This is a genomic window from Halolamina pelagica, from assembly GCF_900115675.1.
In the GTDB taxonomy this organism is placed as follows: Archaea; Halobacteriota; Halobacteria; order Halobacteriales; family Haloferacaceae; genus Halolamina; species Halolamina pelagica.
In genome coordinates, this window is the sequence record NZ_FOXI01000001.1 from 459,503 (window position 1) to 476,556 (window position 17,054).

A 17,054-nucleotide genomic window follows, 5' to 3' on the forward strand; every position below is an offset into this window, starting at 1 on the left:
CGCGATCGCCGCCCGTCACCACGCACGCACCTCCAGCCAGTAGGTCGTCCCGTCGATGGCGACCGTCCGGCGGGCCGTGGTCACCGAGACGCCGCTCGGTGGATCGCTCCCGGCCGCGAGGGTCGTGCCGTCGACGACGGCGGCGCCGCCGCCCGTGTTCTCGATCCGGATCTGCATCGCCTGTCCGGGCTCGAGGGCGAACATCCCCTGTATCGTGGTCGCGTCCGTGTCGAACCGGCAGTCCGACGGGACCGTGGTCCCGCCGTCCAACTGGTCGAAGAAGGCGACCGTGCAGTTGCGATCGAGCAGGTACGGCTCGTCGGGGGCGCCCAGCCGCTCGGTCGCCACCGAGGTCGCGACGCGGTCCGCGATCTGGGCGTCGCCGGCGCCGACGAACGGCGCGAACATCCCCGGGATGGTGGCGACGACGAACGTGACCGCGACGAGGAAGATCCCCACGCCGATGGCGTAGTCGAGCACGGTCTGCCCGCGTTCGTCGTCGACGGGGCGGCTCACACTACCACCACCCAGACCGCCAGCGCCAGCGTCTGCAGGATCACGACGAACTTCACGCCGGAGATGATCTGGGCGTCGCGGATGTAGCCCGAGATGAACCCCGAGAGCACCGCCTGCAGCGTCACCGCGTGCAGGAACAGCAGCGAGAGCAGTTGGGTGTCGATGCTGGCGCCGAAGCTCAGCCCGCCGGCGCTGCCGCCCCCACCGCCGCCCATCCCCGCCATCGTGTCGAGGAACTGCACCTTCAGGATCGCCATCACCGCGAGCAGCGTGATGTACGTCATCAGGATGATCGCGACCTGCATCCGCGTCCGCGACTTCCGCTCGCGCTCGATGTCGTCCTGGTTCTCCGAGGACTGCGCGGCCGTCGAGAGCACGTCGGTGATCTGGCTCGACGCCTCCTGGGCCTCCGCGATCAGCTTGATCGTCCGGGCCAGCCGGGGGATGTGGTACTTGTTGTTGAACTCGACCATCGCCCCCCGCAGGCTCATCCCGTAGTTCACCTTCGCGTACATCACCTCGAACTCGTCGGCGAGTTTCCCCGTCGACGTGTCGGCGACGGTCTCGATCGACTCGAGCAGCGTCTGGCCCGTGTCGTTGGCCGAGGAGAGCTTCCGGAGGTTCTCGGAGAGTTTCCCGGTGATCGACCGCCGCGTCATCCCGTTCCACTCGTAGAAGAACGCCAGCGGCACGAGCGTCATGTAGGAGGGGACGTAGAACCAGACGACCGTTCCCCAGATCGGGTTCGCGATCATCCCGTCCCACGTCGTCGGCATCGAGCCGTCGACGAACAGCACGCCCATCACGGCCAGCGCCGTCGGCACCGTGAGCGCCAGCGTGAACAGCGGGTTGTCCCGGAAGAAGAGCTGGGGCGCCGAAAGCAGCTGCTTGGTCTTGTAGTTCCCCTCGCGGGACTTGATGCGGTTGAAGACGCTGAACCCCCCCGTGAACGACTCGATCAGCCCGAGGTGGAACAGCCCCTCGTCCTGGCTGGCCTCGAGTCGCTCGTTGCCCGTCCCCGGCGAGAGGTAGCCGTCGCCGGTCTCGTCCTGCTTCACCGTCGAGATCAGCACCAGAAAGCCCACCCCGATCAGCGGGATCAGGGCGTAGACGGTGCCGTAGATCAGCTGCTCCCGGCCGCTGCCCATCATGCTCATCACGACGAGGATGATGATGAGCAGCAGGGGGAACAGCGAGAGGGTCATGTACATCTCGCCGAACAGCTCCAGGGTCTCCAGCGTGGTCTCCTGCTCCTGTTTGGCGGTGCGCATGTGCTTCTCCTTCTTGTCGTAGAGGAACTGCTCCATGTCGCCCCCGGAGTTGATGATCGAGAGCATGTCCGTGAGGAACTGGGAGAGTTCGTCGCTGGGCGTCTCCATCGACTGCTTGCGCACCGCGTTCCGGTAGTCGGTGCCGAAGTACTCCGTCTCGTTGACGATGCTCTGGAACTCCTTCGCCACCTCGCCGTACGTGTCGTCGGCCTCGGCCATCGACTCGAGGATCTCGAGTTGGTTCAGTCCCCCGACGGAGAGCGCGTACATGTAGGAGACGGAGTCCGAGAGCAGCATGTTGATCTCCCGCTTGCGCGTCGAGGCCCGGGAGTAGGGGATCGCCACGATCGTCCCGAACCCCATCCCGAAGCCGATGCTGCCGAACACGAGCCCCGACAGCAGGATCACCGCCGGCACCGTCGCCGCCTTCAGCGCCGCCGCCATCTCGGCGCTCCCGACGGGGATTCCGAGACTGAGAGCCTCGGGGGAGATCAGCCCGAACTCGAACACGGCCCACCCGAGCAGGCTCCCGACCAGCCAGAGCGCGCCGCCGACGAACATGCCGACGGCGAGCGCCCGCGAGAGGTAGAGTTCGACCGCCTGGTTCATCCGGGCCTCGGTCAGTTTCCCCTCGACGTCGCTGACGAAGTCCCCCTCCGAGTTGAACAGGAGCTCGTACAGCGGGTAGAACGCGTCCGCCAGCGCACCCGAGTCGCCGTCGCGGCCCTCGCCGAGTTCGAGGCTCATCTACTCTTCGCCCTCCTCGTCGAGTGACCACGAGTCGATATCGACGCCGTCGTCCGAGCCGTCGCTGGGGTCGTCGTCCTCGTCATCGTCCTCCTCGGGCACGCCAAGGAACAGGTCGTCGGGGTCGTCGGCGTCGTCCGACTCGAACAGCGGCTCGTCGTCGTCGGAGCCGAAGGTCAGATCGCTCGGATCGTCCCGCTCGTCGGACGGGTCTTCCTCCCACTGGATCGCCGGCTCGTCGGACTCGAGGTCCGCCGAGTCCGTGTCGTCGGACTCCTCCCCGAACTGGATGGGGGGCTGGCTCGGGTCGTCGTCGCCGGGGTCGTCCCACCCGAGCGGCTCGCCGTCCGACCGATCGCCAGGTGACTCCCCGTCGTCGAACCGGTCGGTGGCCGACCCGTTCCCGAACGTCTCCTCGGCGGCCGGTTCCTCGTCGAAGGGATCGTCGGTGGCCGGTTCGTCCTCGGACGGTTCGTTCGGGTCCGGGGCGTCCACGGACTGCGTGTCGGTGGCCAGTTCGTCGTCCGGCCGTTCGTCCAGCGCGGGTTCGGACCCGCTGTCCGCGGGCGACTCCGCAGCGAACGGGTCCTCGATCGGTCCGTCCCCGTCGAACTGCTCGTCGGCGGGCGTCCGGTCGCCGAATACGTCGCCGTTCGCCCGCTCGTCGTCGGGGCGGTCGCCGGCGGGCGTCTGATCCGCGACCCCGTCGTCGGAGTCGTGGACCTCGAACCCGTCGTCGGCAGGGGCGGCATCACCGGGCCCACCGTCGACGGGCCGATCGGCCGCGGAGTGTCCCTCAGCACTCGGCTCCCCGTCCGACGTTCCGCCGGCGCCGTTGTCGTCGACGGACTGCGAAGCCGTGTCGTCGGGCGCCTGATCCGGTTCCGTACGGTCCGACGGCCCCTCGGCGGGTGCTTCGTCGTCCGCCGCGGCGGCGGCGTCGGAGTCCGGCAGTTGGTCGTCGCCGGGTTCGAGTTCGGGCGTCGGGTCGTCGTCCGCCTCGTCGATCGCGTTTCGCTCGTCGCTTCCCCCGTCGATCGCGTCGCGATCGGGGCCGTCGTCGACGTCGACGCCTTCGTCGGCCCCGGCGGGCAGTTCGCCGGCGGCGTCGGGAGTCGCCTCGACGTTCCCCTGGGGCTGGGTGTCGACCAGGGCGTCGGCCACCTCGTCCGGGGTCTCGCCGTAGTACTGCTCGAACAGCTCCTCCTCCGCCCGCTCGAGGATCTCCTCGGTCTCGGCGAGGATCTCGTCGTTGGGTTCGGGCCGGGGGACCATCTCCTCCTTCTCGGGGTCGATGTCGATCAGCACGGACTCCATCTCCCGGAGGTCTTCGAGGGAGGCCTCGAGCTGATCGTTGGCCATCAGCGAGAGGATCGTCTCGGGGTCGTTGATGAACGCCTGGAACGTCGCCGCCACCTGCGTGTAGGTGTTGAGCCCCTCGTGGATCAGGTAGGCCAGCACCGTCCGGCGTTTGAACATCTCCAGATCCAGCTTCTCGCGGTCCCACCCGCGATCGAACATGATCTCGTCCAGCGTGTTCGAGTCGCCCATCTTCAGGAACTCGTCGGTCTCGGCCTGCCACTGGTAGACGTCCTGGACGTTGATCTCGTCGTTCTCGGCGTCGTAGTGGTTGATCTCGGTCAGCGACTTGTTCCGGCGCACCTTCTGGCCCTGCACCCGGGTTGAGGTCTGGACCGACACCAGGTCCAGCGCCGTGAACATCGTCTTCGAGACGTTGATCGGTTCGGTGGTGAAGCGCTTCAGCACCTCGCCGACGTTGTCGGCGTGGAACGTCGTGTACGTCGTGTGCCCCGTGGACATGACCTGGAACAGCGTCCGTCCCTCCTCGCCACGGATCTCGCCCATCACGATGTAGTCCGGACGCTGGCGGAGCGCGGCCTCCAGCAGGTCGAACTCGTCCACGTCGCCCTTGTCGTCGTCGCTGAAGGAGGGTCGGGTCACCGACGCGATCCAGTTGCGCTGGGGCAGTTCGACCTCGCGGGTGTCCTCGATGGAGACGATCTTCGTGTTCGACGGGATGAACAGCGAAACCGCGTTCAGCGAGGTCGTCTTCCCGGACGCCGTCCCGCCCGCGAAGATGAGCGACTTGTGGTTCTCGATACAGAGCCAGAGGAACGCCATCTCGCCGAGGCTGAACGTCTGCCAGTTGATGAGATCCACCGGCGTGAACGGCACGTCCTTGAACTGCCGGATCGTGTAGTTCGTCCCGTGGTCCGACACTTCCCGCCCGAGGGTCAGTTGGGCACGCGAGCCGTCGGGGAGCGTGGCGTCGACCTGTGGCCGGCGTTTGGAGATCCCCTTCCCGGAGCGCTGGGCGAGTTTGACGACGAAGTCGTCGAGTTCGTCCTCGCCGTGGTAGACGTTGGTGATGATCTGCTCGTAGTCGGAGTGGTAGACGAAGACGGGCGAGTTGTACCCGTCACACGAGATGTCCTCGACGTTGATGTCGTGTTTGATGCCGTCGATGCGCTCGTAGCCGATGAAGTCCCGTTCGAGGTAGTACAGCAGCTTCTCGACCTGGTACTCGTTGAGGATGTCGGCGTCCTCCTCGAGCAGCACCGGCTCGGGCCGGACCTCGATCCCCTGGAGCTGTCTGACGCCGTCGACGGGCTCCTGGTACCCCAGCAGGTCGACGACGCGCCCGGCGACGCCGCTCTCGGGATCGAGCCCGAACGTGTCGGCGACGCGGTTACCGAGCCCGTCGCCCTCGCCGTCGTCGTTCGGTTCCTCGTAGAGATCGTAGCGGTCGAGTAGCTCCCGCGTCTTGTTCTCGATCACCGATCGGCGGTGGTCCTCGTCGCCGGCGGTCCCGCCCTCGTCCTCGTACTTGATCGACGCCCGGAGCTTGTCGGTCAGGTACTCCGAGAGCTCGGACTCGATCTCGGTCAGGTGGGGCTGGACGACGTAGTACTTGATCTCGTTCTCCTTCGTGGAGTGGAAGATCACCACGAAGGAGAATGGTTTGTTCACCCAGTAGCGGTCCCGCTCCTCGAAGTGGTGTTTCTTCGCGAGCGGGACGGTCTTCTCCAGGTCGTAGCGGTTGGCGACGGTGGTTCGCCCCTGCGGGTCCGAGAAGAAGGCGTCCTCGTCGACCTCCCCGTCGACGTTCACCGTCCGCTCGTCGATCAGCTCCTGTAGTTCTTCGCCGGCCCGCTCGCAGTCGGCCATCGTCGCGTCGAGCGACTCCGGCGGGACCCCCAACGCCGCCTCGGCGTCGAACGCCTCGGGTTCGCCCTCGGCGTCGGTCGGCGGGTCGCCGTTCTCGTCGTAGAAGTACTCCCGCTTGTAGTCCTCCCAGCCGTAGATGTCCTTGATGACCGGCGTTTCGTCGTAGCCGATCAGCTCCGAGTAGTCGGTGATGTCCTGTGCCACCATTCCCGCGGCGCCGATGCGCGCCTCGATCTCCCACGGCGGGAACCCCAGGTACTCGCCGGGGTCGACGTCGGTCCGGTCCCAGTCCTCGCGAGTGAGCGTCCGCTCCTTCTCGCCCCAGCGGTCGCTGCCGGGGGTCTCGTCGAAGCGCTGGTAGAGCGTCCGTGCCGCCTCCGGTTCCCCGTGCTCCCGAAGGAAATCGTCCCACGTGTACGACCCGACGACGGCGTCCGGTCCGTCGTCGGTGGGTTCGGCCGGCTCCTGGACCTCGCCGTCAAGCGGGCTCGGAGTGGAGTCACCCTCGTCGGTAGCCATTGACTACAGGCTGAAGCCCCGAACGCAAAAAGTCACCCCTGGGAGTATCAACTCGGAGAACGACGCCGCCACCGAAGCCATTTCCTTCCGGTCGCCGTAGCCCGGGTATGCGCGATCTCGACGAGACGGACCTCCGGATCATCGAACTGCTCGCGGCGGACGCCCGTCAGCCGTACAGCGACATCGGCGACGACGTGGGGCTGTCTGGGCCTGCAGTCTCGGACCGCGTCAAGCGCCTGCAGGACTCCGGCGTCCTGAAGCGGTTCACCGTCGACGTGGACCGTTCCCAGTTGCGCGCCGGCGTCCCGGTGTTCGTCCGCCTCACCGTCGACAGCGGGATGGCGGGGCTCCGCGAGCGCGTCTCGTCGGCGAGCGCCGTGGAACACCTGTTCGTGACGGCCGACGGGGAGCTGTTGTTCTACGGTCGCGCGCAGGCCGACGGCGTCCGCGATTGGCTGGCGGACCTGATCGGCGACGCCGACGTTCGCGAACGGGAGGTCTCGGTCGTCGACGACATGGAGTGGACGCCCGCCCTCGGGGGCGTCGAGTTCGCGCTCACCTGCGCCGAGTGTGGCAACACGGTCGACAGCGAGGGCGAAACCGAACGGCTCGGCGGCGACGTGTACCACTTCTGTTGCCCCTCGTGTCGCTCCCGGTTCGTGGAGCGCTACGAACGGATGGAGGCGGGTGCGGAGTAGACGGGCGTGAACGACTGGAGGCCGTGACCGGACGTGGTGGCGGTCGATTCACGGTCGGACGTGCCCGCTCACTCCGATCGCATCGAGCGACCTCCCTGTTTCGAATCGGGAGAGTTTGAGTTTTAGGTAGGATCTACGAGGAGAAGCCGTCCCCGAGTTTTCACCGACGATATTAAATATGAGTATAATAAATGATATGTTGTGAGCACGTGTGACAGATACTGCCAACCCTGACGAGGGAATCCAAGCGGTACACGGGGGACAGGAGTTCCTCGATCACGCTCTTGATGTGCTGGACGACGTCTTCTACGTTCTCGGACCGGACGGTGAACTGCTCCAGTGGAACGACCGAGCGGCTGAGGTCACGGGATATTCCGAGGACGAAATCGCCGAGATGAACGCTGTCGATTTTCTGGCCGATGACGAGCTGGCCCTCGAAGCGATGGAGGAGACGCTGCGGACCGGCGAGGGAGTTGTCGAGTCGGACCTCCTCACTGCTGACGGCAGACGGATCCCGTACGAGTTCACCGGCGCACGACTGACCGATGAGCGGGGGGAAACGGTCGGTATCGCCGGCATCGGCAGGGACATCTCCCGACGTAAGGAGTACGAACACCAACTCACTGCCCTTCACGAGTTCGCAGACGAACTCACGCAGGTCGATTCGGCCGAAGAAGTCTATCGGCGAACGATCGAAGCGAGCGAAGACATCCTCGAGTTCGACTTGAGTCTCATCAGTATCGAGGAGGACCGGGTACTCGATCCAGTCGCCACGTCGTCGGGAATCACCCCCGAGGGGGTAATCGAGATGTCCGTCGATGAGGGAATCGGGGGAAAGACCTATCGAACGGGGCAGACGTTCGTCATTGACGACCTTCCAGCCCATCCCGATTCTAAGCCGCAAGGACCCTACGGATCCCTGATTAGCGTTCCGATCGGGGACTACGGTAACTTTCAGGCCGTTTCGGGAGTGACCGGTGCGTTCGCCGAATCCGATCGGAAACTGGCCGAACTGCTGATCACTCACACCGAAAACGCGTTGGCGCGGCTTTCACGCGAGACGCAACTCGAACGGCAAGCCGAACAGCTCGAAAAGTTCGCGAAAGTCGCCTCACACGACCTTCGGAACCCGCTGAACGTGGCGCAGGGGCGAATCGAACTCGCACAAGAGGGATCCGATACTGAGCATCTGGCGGCGGCCGACAGGGCGGTTGACCGAAGCCTGTGTCTGGTCGAAGACTTGTTGACGTTAGCTCGCGAGGGAAAGCAGGTTAAGACGCTCGAATCGGTCGATTTAGCGGGGGTAGCGAGAAGGTGTTGGAAGAACGTGGCCACGGACGACGGGGTGCTCGTAGTGGAGTCCGAACGGACGGTTCGGGCGGATCCCGGCCGGCTGAAACAGCTATTGGAGAATCTGATGCGAAACGCCGTGGAGCACGGTGGGAGCAGTGTCACCGTCACGATCGGGGACCTGCAGGACGGGTTCTACGTTGCTGATACTGGCCCGGGGATCCCCGAGGCCGACCGTGAGAACGTGTTCGAACCCGGGTACTCGACAACCAGTGGTGGAACGGGGTTCGGGTTGAACATCGTCCGGGAGATCTCCGATGCGCATGAGTGGGAGGTCCGGATTCGGGACGCCGACGGGGGAGGGGCACGGTTCGAGTTTACGAACGTCGAGGCCGGCTATTGAGGGATCCATACCCGCTTCGGGAAAAGTTCAGTCTTTAACCAGGCCCGATAAATATGCAGATCGTCGTTACGCAACCCCGCTCACCAGTTGTTCCTCACCCAATTCGGTGGTGAGAAATCCGTCTCGATGTGGTAAGTCGCTCCGGTAAATCCAGGAGAGAGTTACCGAACGGTCCGCTTCATCTCAGAACCGGGAACCAACTTCCATTTTCGTTACCGTGAGGAGGTAGTACGACTCACAGTCACACGAAACTGATGTATCGACAGCGTTCTGCTGTTCGTCGGGATATACCGAAAGCTCACTGCCACACGAACAGGTGAGAGCGATTCGATCCATGTTAATGAGACAACGGATTCGAACCGCCATAAATGTTGGTGAGTATATAGGAAGTCGGGTCGCTACCCGACCTGCCGGCCGTTTCCCCCCGATTAGCGGACGAGGTCCCGCTGTGGTGCGGTAGGGACACGGATAAGTACGGACAAACGACTTGCCGATCGACGAACTCGGGACCCGGATCAGTGAGCTCCGAGATGGAGAATCGGTGAAGCTTCACCCCAATGGTTTCGGCATCGGAACGTGTCGAAGTGCCGAAACTGTCCTCTGCACCTCACAGGGGGAGTTAACGCGGTCAGTGGCATCCCGTCCGTGGTTCCTTCGGACGCCCTTCGACGGAATCCGGTTTCACGTGCGAAGACTTCGAATCTCGGGTGAATCGCAGACGGCGTCGACCCCCGTCCAGAGATGGGTTCGAATCACCCTCGATTCAGGTGCGAAATAAAGTCTGTCGTGCCGCTGTACGGCGGTTTCGGCGGTAGCTGTGCGGTATGCGGTGCAGCGGGCGTGGTGGGATTCGAACCCACGCTCGAGGAGTTAGGAACCCCTCGCCTTGTCCGCTAGGCCACACGCCCTACCGGCCGCTACCGGGTCGGGGGACAAAAGAACACGCTTCCGCGCTACTGGGTCGTCGAACTCTCGGTCTCCGTTTCCTCCTCGTCGGCGTCGTCGGTCGCCGTCGACGAGGTCGTGCTGTCGTCCGCCTCCGGCCCCTCCTTCATCTCTTCGAGCTCCTGGTTCAGCTCCTGTCGGCCCTTCTGGAACTCACCCATCGCCTGCCCGGTCGAGCGGGCCAGCTTCGGGATCTTGTTCGCGCCGAACAGCAACACGAGAACGAGGAGGATGATGACGAGCTCTGGTCCCCCGGGAATCGGTACTTGAAGCGGCGCAGTCTGGAACATCTCTATGGTGATATACCCCACAATCGACTATAGGCCTTTTGGAAATTCGGACCGCGGGAGAGTCCTTTTTCCCGCGGCCGGCAGACGTACCCACATGGACGACACCGTGCCCGCAGTCGGTACCGACGCCCCGGCGTTCACCGCTCCCGTCGCCGACGACGACGGCATCACCCCCCGCCCCCTCGACGCGTACCTGGACGAGACGCCGACGGTGCTCGCGTTCTTCCCGGCGGCGTTCTCGGGCACCTGCACGACCGAGTTCTGTACGTTCCGCGACAGTCTCGGCCCACTGGCGACCGAGGAGGCCACCGTGCTGGGAATCAGCACCGACCTCCCGTGGGCACTCGCCGAGTTCCGCGCGGCGGAGTCGCTCCCGTTTCCCCTCGTCGCCGACAACGACGGCTCGGTCTGCCGGGCCTACGGCGTCCGGACGAAGTACGAACAGCTCGGCATCGACGGCGTCGCCCGGCGCTCCGTGTTCGTCGTCGACGCGAACGGGACCGTCACCTACCGGTGGCTGGCCGACGATCCGGGCACGGAACCCGATTACGGGGCCGTCTCGGCGGCCGTCGAGGCGGCTGGCGAGGACTGACGACCTTTTTTCCGTCCGCTTCGCCATTGGTAGCCCATGGCCAGCGAGAGTGGCGACTACAAGTACGACCCTTCGGAGGACCACGCCTTCCCGGACGAGCGACTCAACGAGGTGTTGCCCGAACTGGTCGACCACCCCGAAGTCGAGGCCTACCTCGACGCCCAGAACGTCAACGCCGTCACCCGGAAGGGGTACAACGACCACGGGAGCAAGCACATCGAGATCGTCCGGAACCGCGCGCTCCGGCTTTACGACCTGTTGAAGGCGGGGGACGTGGCGTTCAACGGCGCCACCGAGCAAGGGCTCGACGAGGCCGAGGAACCCGTCATCATCGCGCTCGCGGCGACGCTCCACGACGTCGGCCACGTCGTCCACCGCGACGATCACGTCTACTACTCGATCCCGTTAGCCGCGGACTTCCTCGACCGGTTCCTCGACCGGTTCTACGAGATCCCCGAACGGGTCCGGATCAAGGCGGAGGTGCTCCACGCGATCCTCTGTCACCACACCGCGGAGACGCCGCTGACCCGTGAAGCCGGGGTCATCCGCGTTTCCGACGCGCTCGACATGGAGCGGGGCCGCTCGCGCATCCCCTACGAGGAGGGCGGACGGGGGATCAACACCCTCTCCAGCCAGGCGATCGACCGGGTGAGCCTCCAACCCGGCAACGGGACGCCGGTGATGGTCGAGATCGAGATGGTCAACGCCGCCGGCGTCTACCAGGTCGACAACCTCCTCAAGTCGAAGCTCGAGGACTCGATGATCGAGGACGCGGTCCGCATCGTCGCCGTCAACACCAAGAGCGACGCGGGACTGGTCGAACGGATCGAACTCTGAGCGCCGGGCGCTCCGAGTAGTGATCGCGGTCGGCGGAACCGCCTCTCAGTCGTCGGACGCCTGTCCCGACTGCTGGGTCGTCCACCTCGACTCCTCCAAGTGGTTCTCCGTGAGGATGGGGAACTCGCGTTCGAGTTCGACGAGCATCCCCGTCATCGCGATCAGACAGAGGATCGCGGTCGGCAGCCCGACCAGGATGGTGAACGACTGGAGCACGGGCATCCCGCCGGCGAGGCTGAGCGCGATGGTGAGTAGCACCATCATCACGCCCCACACGAGCCGGTTGATCGTCGACGGCGACTCCTCGCCGTTGGCGGCCATCATCGCGATGCTGAGCGTCGACGAGTCGAGCGTGGTGATCAGGAAACTGACAACCAGCAGCAGGAGGACGGCCGAGAACACGCCGGGGTAGGGGAGCAGCTGTTCGAACAGCGCGAACCCGACGGCCTCCAGCCCCGAACTGTCGTAGACGCCGAGCAGGTCGGCGGCGCCGGACGTCTGGAGTAGGAGCGCGGAGCCGCCGGTCGCGGCGTACCAGGGCACCGTCAGCGCGAACGAGCCGAACAGCCCCGCGAAGACGAGTTCGCGGAGCGTCCGCCCCTTGGAGATCCGGGCCATGAAGACCCCGATCATCGGCGCGAACGTGAGCCACCACGGCCAGAAGAAGAGCGTCCACGAGCCGAGCCAACTCGTCGCCGCACCGTTCGGGGCGAAGAAGAGGCTCATCCCGACGAAGTCGGTGGCGTAGCCGATCAACGCCTGCGTCGTGAGGTTGACGAGCGTCGTCGCCTGCCCGAACGCGAACATGGCCGCCATCAGCCCGATCAACAGCACGACGTTGAGGTCGGCGAAGCGTTTGATCCCCTTCTGGATGCCGGCGATCACCGAGAGCAGGAACAGCATGCCGACGAGGAGGATCAGGCCGATCCGGCCCGCCTCGCCGAGGCCGACCCCCCACTTGAACGCGAGCCCGGAGACGAACTGGCTGATCCCGAGCCCGAAGGAGACGGTGATCCCGCTGACGGTGACGACGACCGCCAGCGTGTCGACGAGCTTGCCCAGCGGGCCGTCGAGGTCGTCGACGCCGACGAACGGCGCGAGGATGACCGCCGGTCGGAACGGCGCGTCCTTCCGGTAGACGAAGTAGGAGATGGCGACCGCGAACACGAGGTAGGTCGCCCACGCCGACAGCCCGTAGTGGTAGATCGCGTACTGGAGCGCGTCGGCCATCCGCGCCCACGTCCCGACCTCGCCGCCGAAGTACGGCGGCCGCGTGTCGTAGTGGATCAGCGGCTCGACGGGGCCCCAGAACTCCAACCCGCCCGAGGAGAGCCCCGCGGTGAACGTCATCACGAGGTACTGCCAGAACGTGAACTCCGGTTCCGCGTCGGGACCGCCGAGTTTGATCCGCCCCCACGGGCCGACCATGACGTACAGGACGAACACGAACGAGAGGAACACGACCCAGAGGTAGAGCCACCCCAGGTTCGTGATGATGAACTCGTTCGCGGCCGCCAGCGTCGACGCGACCACGTCGGAGAACGCCACGATGGCGACGATGATCGCCAGCAACGCGGCGACCGACAGCGAGAAGACTGTCCCGTCTGATTTCTCTCGGAACGACTCGACTCCGCCCGCGAGTTGTGAGGGTACACTCACGAGTGCGGTGTCGATGTCCGTGCCACAGCGGATCGTTCGACACTGTTCGCCGACGGTATCGTCGCAGGATCGTACGAATTCACGCCGATTGCGTGCATCTGACCGGTTCCCAGTGAAGTGGGAAGGATGTATCTGTTGAACCGGACTCGTTCGCTCGCCTTTCTGATACGTCGTCGCCGCCAGCCGTCCCGGAAACGCCTGCAGAGATGAATTCCTTTATGAGGCGGTGTCGTGTTCGATCCGACGAAACGTGGCCCGTTTCGGAAACTCGGTCGCCCTGCTTCGGAACCGCGAGTTCCTCTCGCTCGCGGGCACGGCGTTCGCAAGGAGCCAGGCGTACTCGACCATCATCATCGCGCTCGCCCTCTACGCCGACGCCTTCGGTACGACGGGGTTCATCGAGGGGCTGTGGGGAACCGCCTTCGCGACCGTCCAACTGCTGATCGTGCTCCCGCTGGGTCGGAAGATCGACACCGGGAACGCCAAGCGCTGGCTGCTCGGTGGCCTGCTGATCAACGTGCTGGTGTTCGTGGGCTACATGCTGGTCTCCAGCTCCGTCGACGTGATCTTCGTCCGGATGCTGCAGGGGATCGGCGCCAGCATCCTCTGGATCACCGGCTCGACCGTCGTAGGGCAGATCTCGCCCGACGACGAGAGCGGCCGCTGGCTCGGCTCGTACAACCAGGTCGCGGCGTTCTCCTCGCTGGCGGGCGACATCGTCGGCGGGCTCCTGCTCTCGATGTACGACCCCCTGCAGTCACGGGTCGTGTACGCGATCCTCGCGCTGGTGACGCTGGTCGCGTTCGTACTCGTTTACACCAACCTGCGTGACGACCCCGGCGGCGGCGTCGACGACCCGGAGGCCCAGTCCGGATTCGGGACGATCAAGAAACTGCTCAAGCTCCCGATGCTGCGCTCGCTCGTGCTGTTCCGACTGTCGTTCTCGGTTGGGAAGATGGCGGTCATCATCTTCCTCCCCATCCTCGCGCGCACGGAGTTCGGGATCAACGCCTTCGCGATCGGCTGGATCCTCGCCGGCGGGAAGATCACCAAATCCCTGTTGCAGGGGTACGTCGGCGACCTCACCGACCGGATCGGCGACCGCGCGAAGTTCGTCGCCGTCGGCGCGCTGGTGTACGGCCTCGGGATCGCGCTCATCCCGCTATCACTGCCAGCGGAGGAGGTGGTTGGGCGGTTCTACCTCGGGTACTTCGGGCACGGACAGGAGTTGGGCGGCGGCTTCCTCGTGCTCTTTCTCGCCTACGCGGTACTGGGGGTCGGCGACTCGATCCGCCTGCCGGCGAGCATGGCGCTGTTCGTCGAGGAGGGGGAGAAGTACGACTCCGTCGCCAGCGCGATGTCGCTTCGCTCGATCTCCTGGAAGATCGGCCAGACCGCCGGCCCGGTCGGGGTCGGGCTGATCAAGGACTTCGTCGGGACCGTCGAGGCCTTCCTCACCGCGTCGGCGTTCGTGATCTTCGCCACGGGCCTGTTCTGGCTCACGCACACGCTGTCCCGCGATCCCGACGCCGTCGATCCCGTTCCGGACGGGTAGCTGCCGGGGCCGGCCGAGCGGTGCCGGCCCGATCAGTTCTCGATCGTCTCGACGTCGACCGCCGAGCGCTCCACGGCGAGCCGGAACGTCGGGACCGTCCGGTACTCGACCTCCACGACGTTCTTCCGGCGGAGGCTCCCCAGCGCGTCCCGGACCGACTCGACGTCCGGGTCGACGTCGAACGACGCACGGAGCTTCTGGAGCACGCTCACGACGCTCTCGGATCGCTCCTCGGGCCCCGCGAGTACGTCGAGGATCTGCGCGTGGAGTTCGTGAACCCGGATGCGTTCAGGTACCCCGCCGGCCTCCTCGGGCGGCACACTCGGCTCGACGTCGACCAGGTCGACGCCCTCCTCGGTCGCCCGGATCAGGCTGTCGTCGTCGCGGTAGTAGTAGTCGCCCAACTCGTTTTCGAGATACTGGTGGACCTCGCTCCCCGACTCCATCCCCCAGCGGTCCTGTAGCTCCTTGTTCTTCGTCGGCTGGAGGGTGACGATGTCGGCGAGGCGTGATCTGGCCTCGTCGCTGAGACTCATCGGCCGAGGCTGGGGCGTCGGGCCGTATGGCTATTCCGGTCCCGGCGGGCCGGAACCACGGTAGCTAAGCCTCCCAACCCGCTACGGGACGACGTGCGAAACGTCACCGACCGGGTGTCGAACCCCTTCGGCATGGAGCCGCCCTGCGATCGTTTCGTCCCCGGCTACGGCGACGCCAACGCGGACTTCCACGTCGTCGGCGACCACCCCGGCGTCCACGGCGGCGCCGACACCGGCGTCCCGTTCACGGGGTCGGCGGCCGCGGAGCGACTGCAGGACGCGCTCCTGAACGGCGGCCTGCTCCAGCGCGTCGACGACGAGCCCGAGGTCGAGGGGACGTTCCTCTCGTACCTCCACATGTGCGTCCCCGAGGGCGACGACACCCCGACCGACGGCGAGTACGCGGAGATGGAGCGCTACTTCGACGCCGAACTCCGGGCCATCGCCGCCCACGTGCTCCTGCCCGTCGGCGAGCGCGCGACGCGGCACGTCCTCGAGACCTACACCGCACAGGCCTACCGGACCGAGGCGGAGATGGACCGACTCCACGGCACGGAACTCCTCGGCAGCGGGTGGCTGGTGCTCCCGATCAAGGATCCGGCCGACTGGGCGGACGGTGACGACGAGGAACTGGTCGAGGCACTGCGAACGCTACAGTCGACGGATTACCGGCGCGAGAGCGACCTCGGCCGGTTCCTCCCGGGCGGCGAGTCCTACCACGTCCGGTAGCTCACCGCGTCGCCCGGAGGTACCGCCCCACGTCGACGAGGAACCCGCCGCCGCTCAGCACCGGCAGCACGATCAGCCCCAAAAGCGCCGCCCACGTCGGCACGGCGACGACGGGCCAGACCGCCAACGTGACCGCGGGCCCCAGCGAGGGGATCGCGTAGGTCCACGCGGCGCCGCGGCCGAACCGCCCGACGGTGGTCAGCACGACCAGCGGGAGGAGGATCGTTCCCGCGAGCAGTACGGCCCCGAGCGTCGGCGTCCCCGCTTGCAAGGTCCGCGCTGCCGTGAGTAGGTACGCCGTGGGCGACGCGAGCGGGAACGGGCCGAGGAGCGTCGACGCGGGCGCCGTCATTGCGTCGGCGACGGCGCCGCGGAGGGCCGCCTGGCGCGGCAGCGCGTAGACGACGAGCCCACCGAGGTAGACGAGCAGGGAGAGCGCAACGACGCCGTACCACCGTTTCAGCCCTCGCCGCCGGCGGACGCCCGCCGGGACCGACGAGGACGAGGACGTTGCGGACTGTGCGGAACTCGTCGCCGCGTCCCAGCTGCTGGCGTCCGATCCGGCGCTCGACGAGTTCCGGTCGGCCGTCTGGCTGGCGGCGTCGGCCGTCGTCGCACTGCCCCCACCGGCCGTCGACGCATCGGCTGACGAGTCACCGCTCCCCCTGGTCCCGTTCGTTTCCGTGCTCCCGTAGCCGCGCCCGTTCGAGGAGCGGTCGGTACGCGTGTCCGTCCCAGTACGCGTGTCGGATCCGGACCCAGTGGACCGGCCGGTGGTCGTGCTCGTGCTGGAAGCCGACGTGCCGGTCGTCGAGGTCGTCCCCGCTGTCGCACTGGCCGTCGACGACTCGGTGCCCGCCCCGGTGTCGTTCGCCGACACGCCGTCGGGCAGGTCCTCGTCGGGGAACACGGATACGGGCGGGAGGTCGTCGAGGTTCCGCTCGACGTACTCGCGGTGGCCCAGCCGGTCGTAGGTCTTGCGCTCGGCCGGGTTCGAGAGCACGTCGTGTGCGGTTCGGATCAGTTTGAACTGGGCGTCGCCGTCAGGGTGGTCGTTCACGTCGGGGTGGTACTCCCGGACGCGCTCCCGGTAGGCGCGTTTGATCTCCTCGGCGGGGGCGTCGTCGGGCGCGCCGAGAACGTCGTAGAGGTCCGCCGGCATGGTTTCCGTTACACCCAGTCCGTGTTTGAATCTACCGCCCGACGGCCACCCGTCTCGCAGGTGGGTGACTCCCGAGGGTCGCACCGAAGTGGGAACCCTCTTTGGCGGCGCCCGAC

General features: G+C 66.1%; 13 protein-coding genes and 1 tRNA gene. 6 read left to right on the top strand and 8 right to left on the bottom strand.

The features are described from left to right. Window positions 1–15: 15 nt before the first annotated feature. Genes BMZ83_RS02345 through BMZ83_RS02355 form a run of 3 tightly spaced genes read right to left on the bottom strand, consistent with a single transcriptional unit; the run spans window position 16 to window position 6,242 of the window. Window positions 16–516: a DUF7287 family protein gene (locus tag BMZ83_RS02345; protein WP_079990080.1), complete on the bottom strand. Its 501-nt coding sequence runs from the start codon at window positions 514–516 to the stop codon at window positions 16–18. Then, window positions 513–2,534, bottom strand: a complete 2,022-nt coding sequence (locus BMZ83_RS02350; protein WP_074875205.1) for a type II secretion system F family protein — start codon at window positions 2,532–2,534, stop codon at window positions 513–515. Before BMZ83_RS02350 ends, BMZ83_RS02345 begins: the two co-directional genes overlap by 4 nt. Then, entirely contained in the window at window positions 2,535–6,242 is a 3,708-nt protein-coding gene (locus BMZ83_RS02355; RefSeq protein ID WP_074875207.1) for an ATPase, T2SS/T4P/T4SS family, read from the bottom strand. A gap of 107 nt (window positions 6,243–6,349) precedes the next feature. On the opposite strand from BMZ83_RS02355, the gene BMZ83_RS02360 reads away from it, so the two are divergent. Both BMZ83_RS02360 and BMZ83_RS02370 read left to right on the top strand, forming a co-directional pair. Further along, complete coding sequence (locus BMZ83_RS02360; RefSeq protein ID WP_074875209.1) at window positions 6,350–6,940, top strand: AsnC family transcriptional regulator; 591 nt, start codon at window positions 6,350–6,352, stop codon at window positions 6,938–6,940. Window positions 6,941–7,151: 211 nt separating this feature from the next. Next, window positions 7,152–8,633 (top strand): PAS domain-containing sensor histidine kinase, encoded by a 1,482-nt coding sequence (locus BMZ83_RS02370; protein ID WP_079990081.1) that lies wholly within the window; start codon window positions 7,152–7,154, stop codon window positions 8,631–8,633. Between the two features lie 835 nt (window positions 8,634–9,468). Here BMZ83_RS02370 and BMZ83_RS02375 read toward each other — a convergent pair. Continuing rightward, window positions 9,469–9,541: transfer RNA gene (locus tag BMZ83_RS02375), tRNA-Arg, on the bottom strand. 45 nt (window positions 9,542–9,586) lie between these two features. Next, on the bottom strand, window positions 9,587–9,868 hold the full coding sequence (locus BMZ83_RS02380) for a Sec-independent protein translocase subunit TatA/TatB (RefSeq protein ID WP_074875211.1): 282 nt from the start codon (window positions 9,866–9,868) through the stop codon (window positions 9,587–9,589). 106 nt (window positions 9,869–9,974) lie between these two features. Here BMZ83_RS02380 and BMZ83_RS02385 point away from each other — a divergent pair, with 106 nt between their 5' ends. Next, window positions 9,975–10,460, top strand: coding sequence for a redoxin domain-containing protein (locus BMZ83_RS02385; protein ID WP_074875367.1), 486 nt, complete (start codon window positions 9,975–9,977; stop codon window positions 10,458–10,460). Window positions 10,461–10,496: 36 nt separating this feature from the next. Next, window positions 10,497–11,297, top strand: a complete 801-nt coding sequence (locus BMZ83_RS02390; protein ID WP_074875213.1) for an HD domain-containing protein — start codon at window positions 10,497–10,499, stop codon at window positions 11,295–11,297. Between the two features lie 45 nt (window positions 11,298–11,342). On the opposite strand, the gene BMZ83_RS02395 is transcribed toward BMZ83_RS02390, so the two are convergent. Further along, window positions 11,343–12,956, bottom strand: coding sequence for a BCCT family transporter (locus BMZ83_RS02395; protein WP_074875215.1), 1,614 nt, complete (start codon window positions 12,954–12,956; stop codon window positions 11,343–11,345). Window positions 12,957–13,206: 250 nt separating this feature from the next. Here BMZ83_RS02395 and BMZ83_RS02400 point away from each other — a divergent pair, with 250 nt between their 5' ends. Then, window positions 13,207–14,511 (top strand): MFS transporter, encoded by a 1,305-nt coding sequence (locus BMZ83_RS02400; RefSeq protein ID WP_074875369.1) that lies wholly within the window; start codon window positions 13,207–13,209, stop codon window positions 14,509–14,511. Between the two features lie 32 nt (window positions 14,512–14,543). Here the strand turns inward: BMZ83_RS02400 and BMZ83_RS02405 are convergent, their stop codons facing one another. Next, entirely contained in the window at window positions 14,544–15,047 is a 504-nt protein-coding gene (locus BMZ83_RS02405; protein ID WP_074875217.1) for a DUF5797 family protein, read from the bottom strand. Between the two features lie 93 nt (window positions 15,048–15,140). On the opposite strand from BMZ83_RS02405, the gene BMZ83_RS02410 reads away from it, so the two are divergent. Further along, entirely contained in the window at window positions 15,141–15,776 is a 636-nt protein-coding gene (locus BMZ83_RS02410; protein ID WP_074875219.1) for a uracil-DNA glycosylase family protein, read from the top strand. 1 nt (window position 15,777) lies between these two features. Here the strand turns inward: BMZ83_RS02410 and BMZ83_RS02415 are convergent, their stop codons facing one another. Then, on the bottom strand, window positions 15,778–16,938 hold the full coding sequence (locus BMZ83_RS02415; RefSeq protein ID WP_074875221.1) for a DnaJ domain-containing protein: 1,161 nt from the start codon (window positions 16,936–16,938) through the stop codon (window positions 15,778–15,780). Window positions 16,939–17,054: the final 116 nt, after the last annotated feature.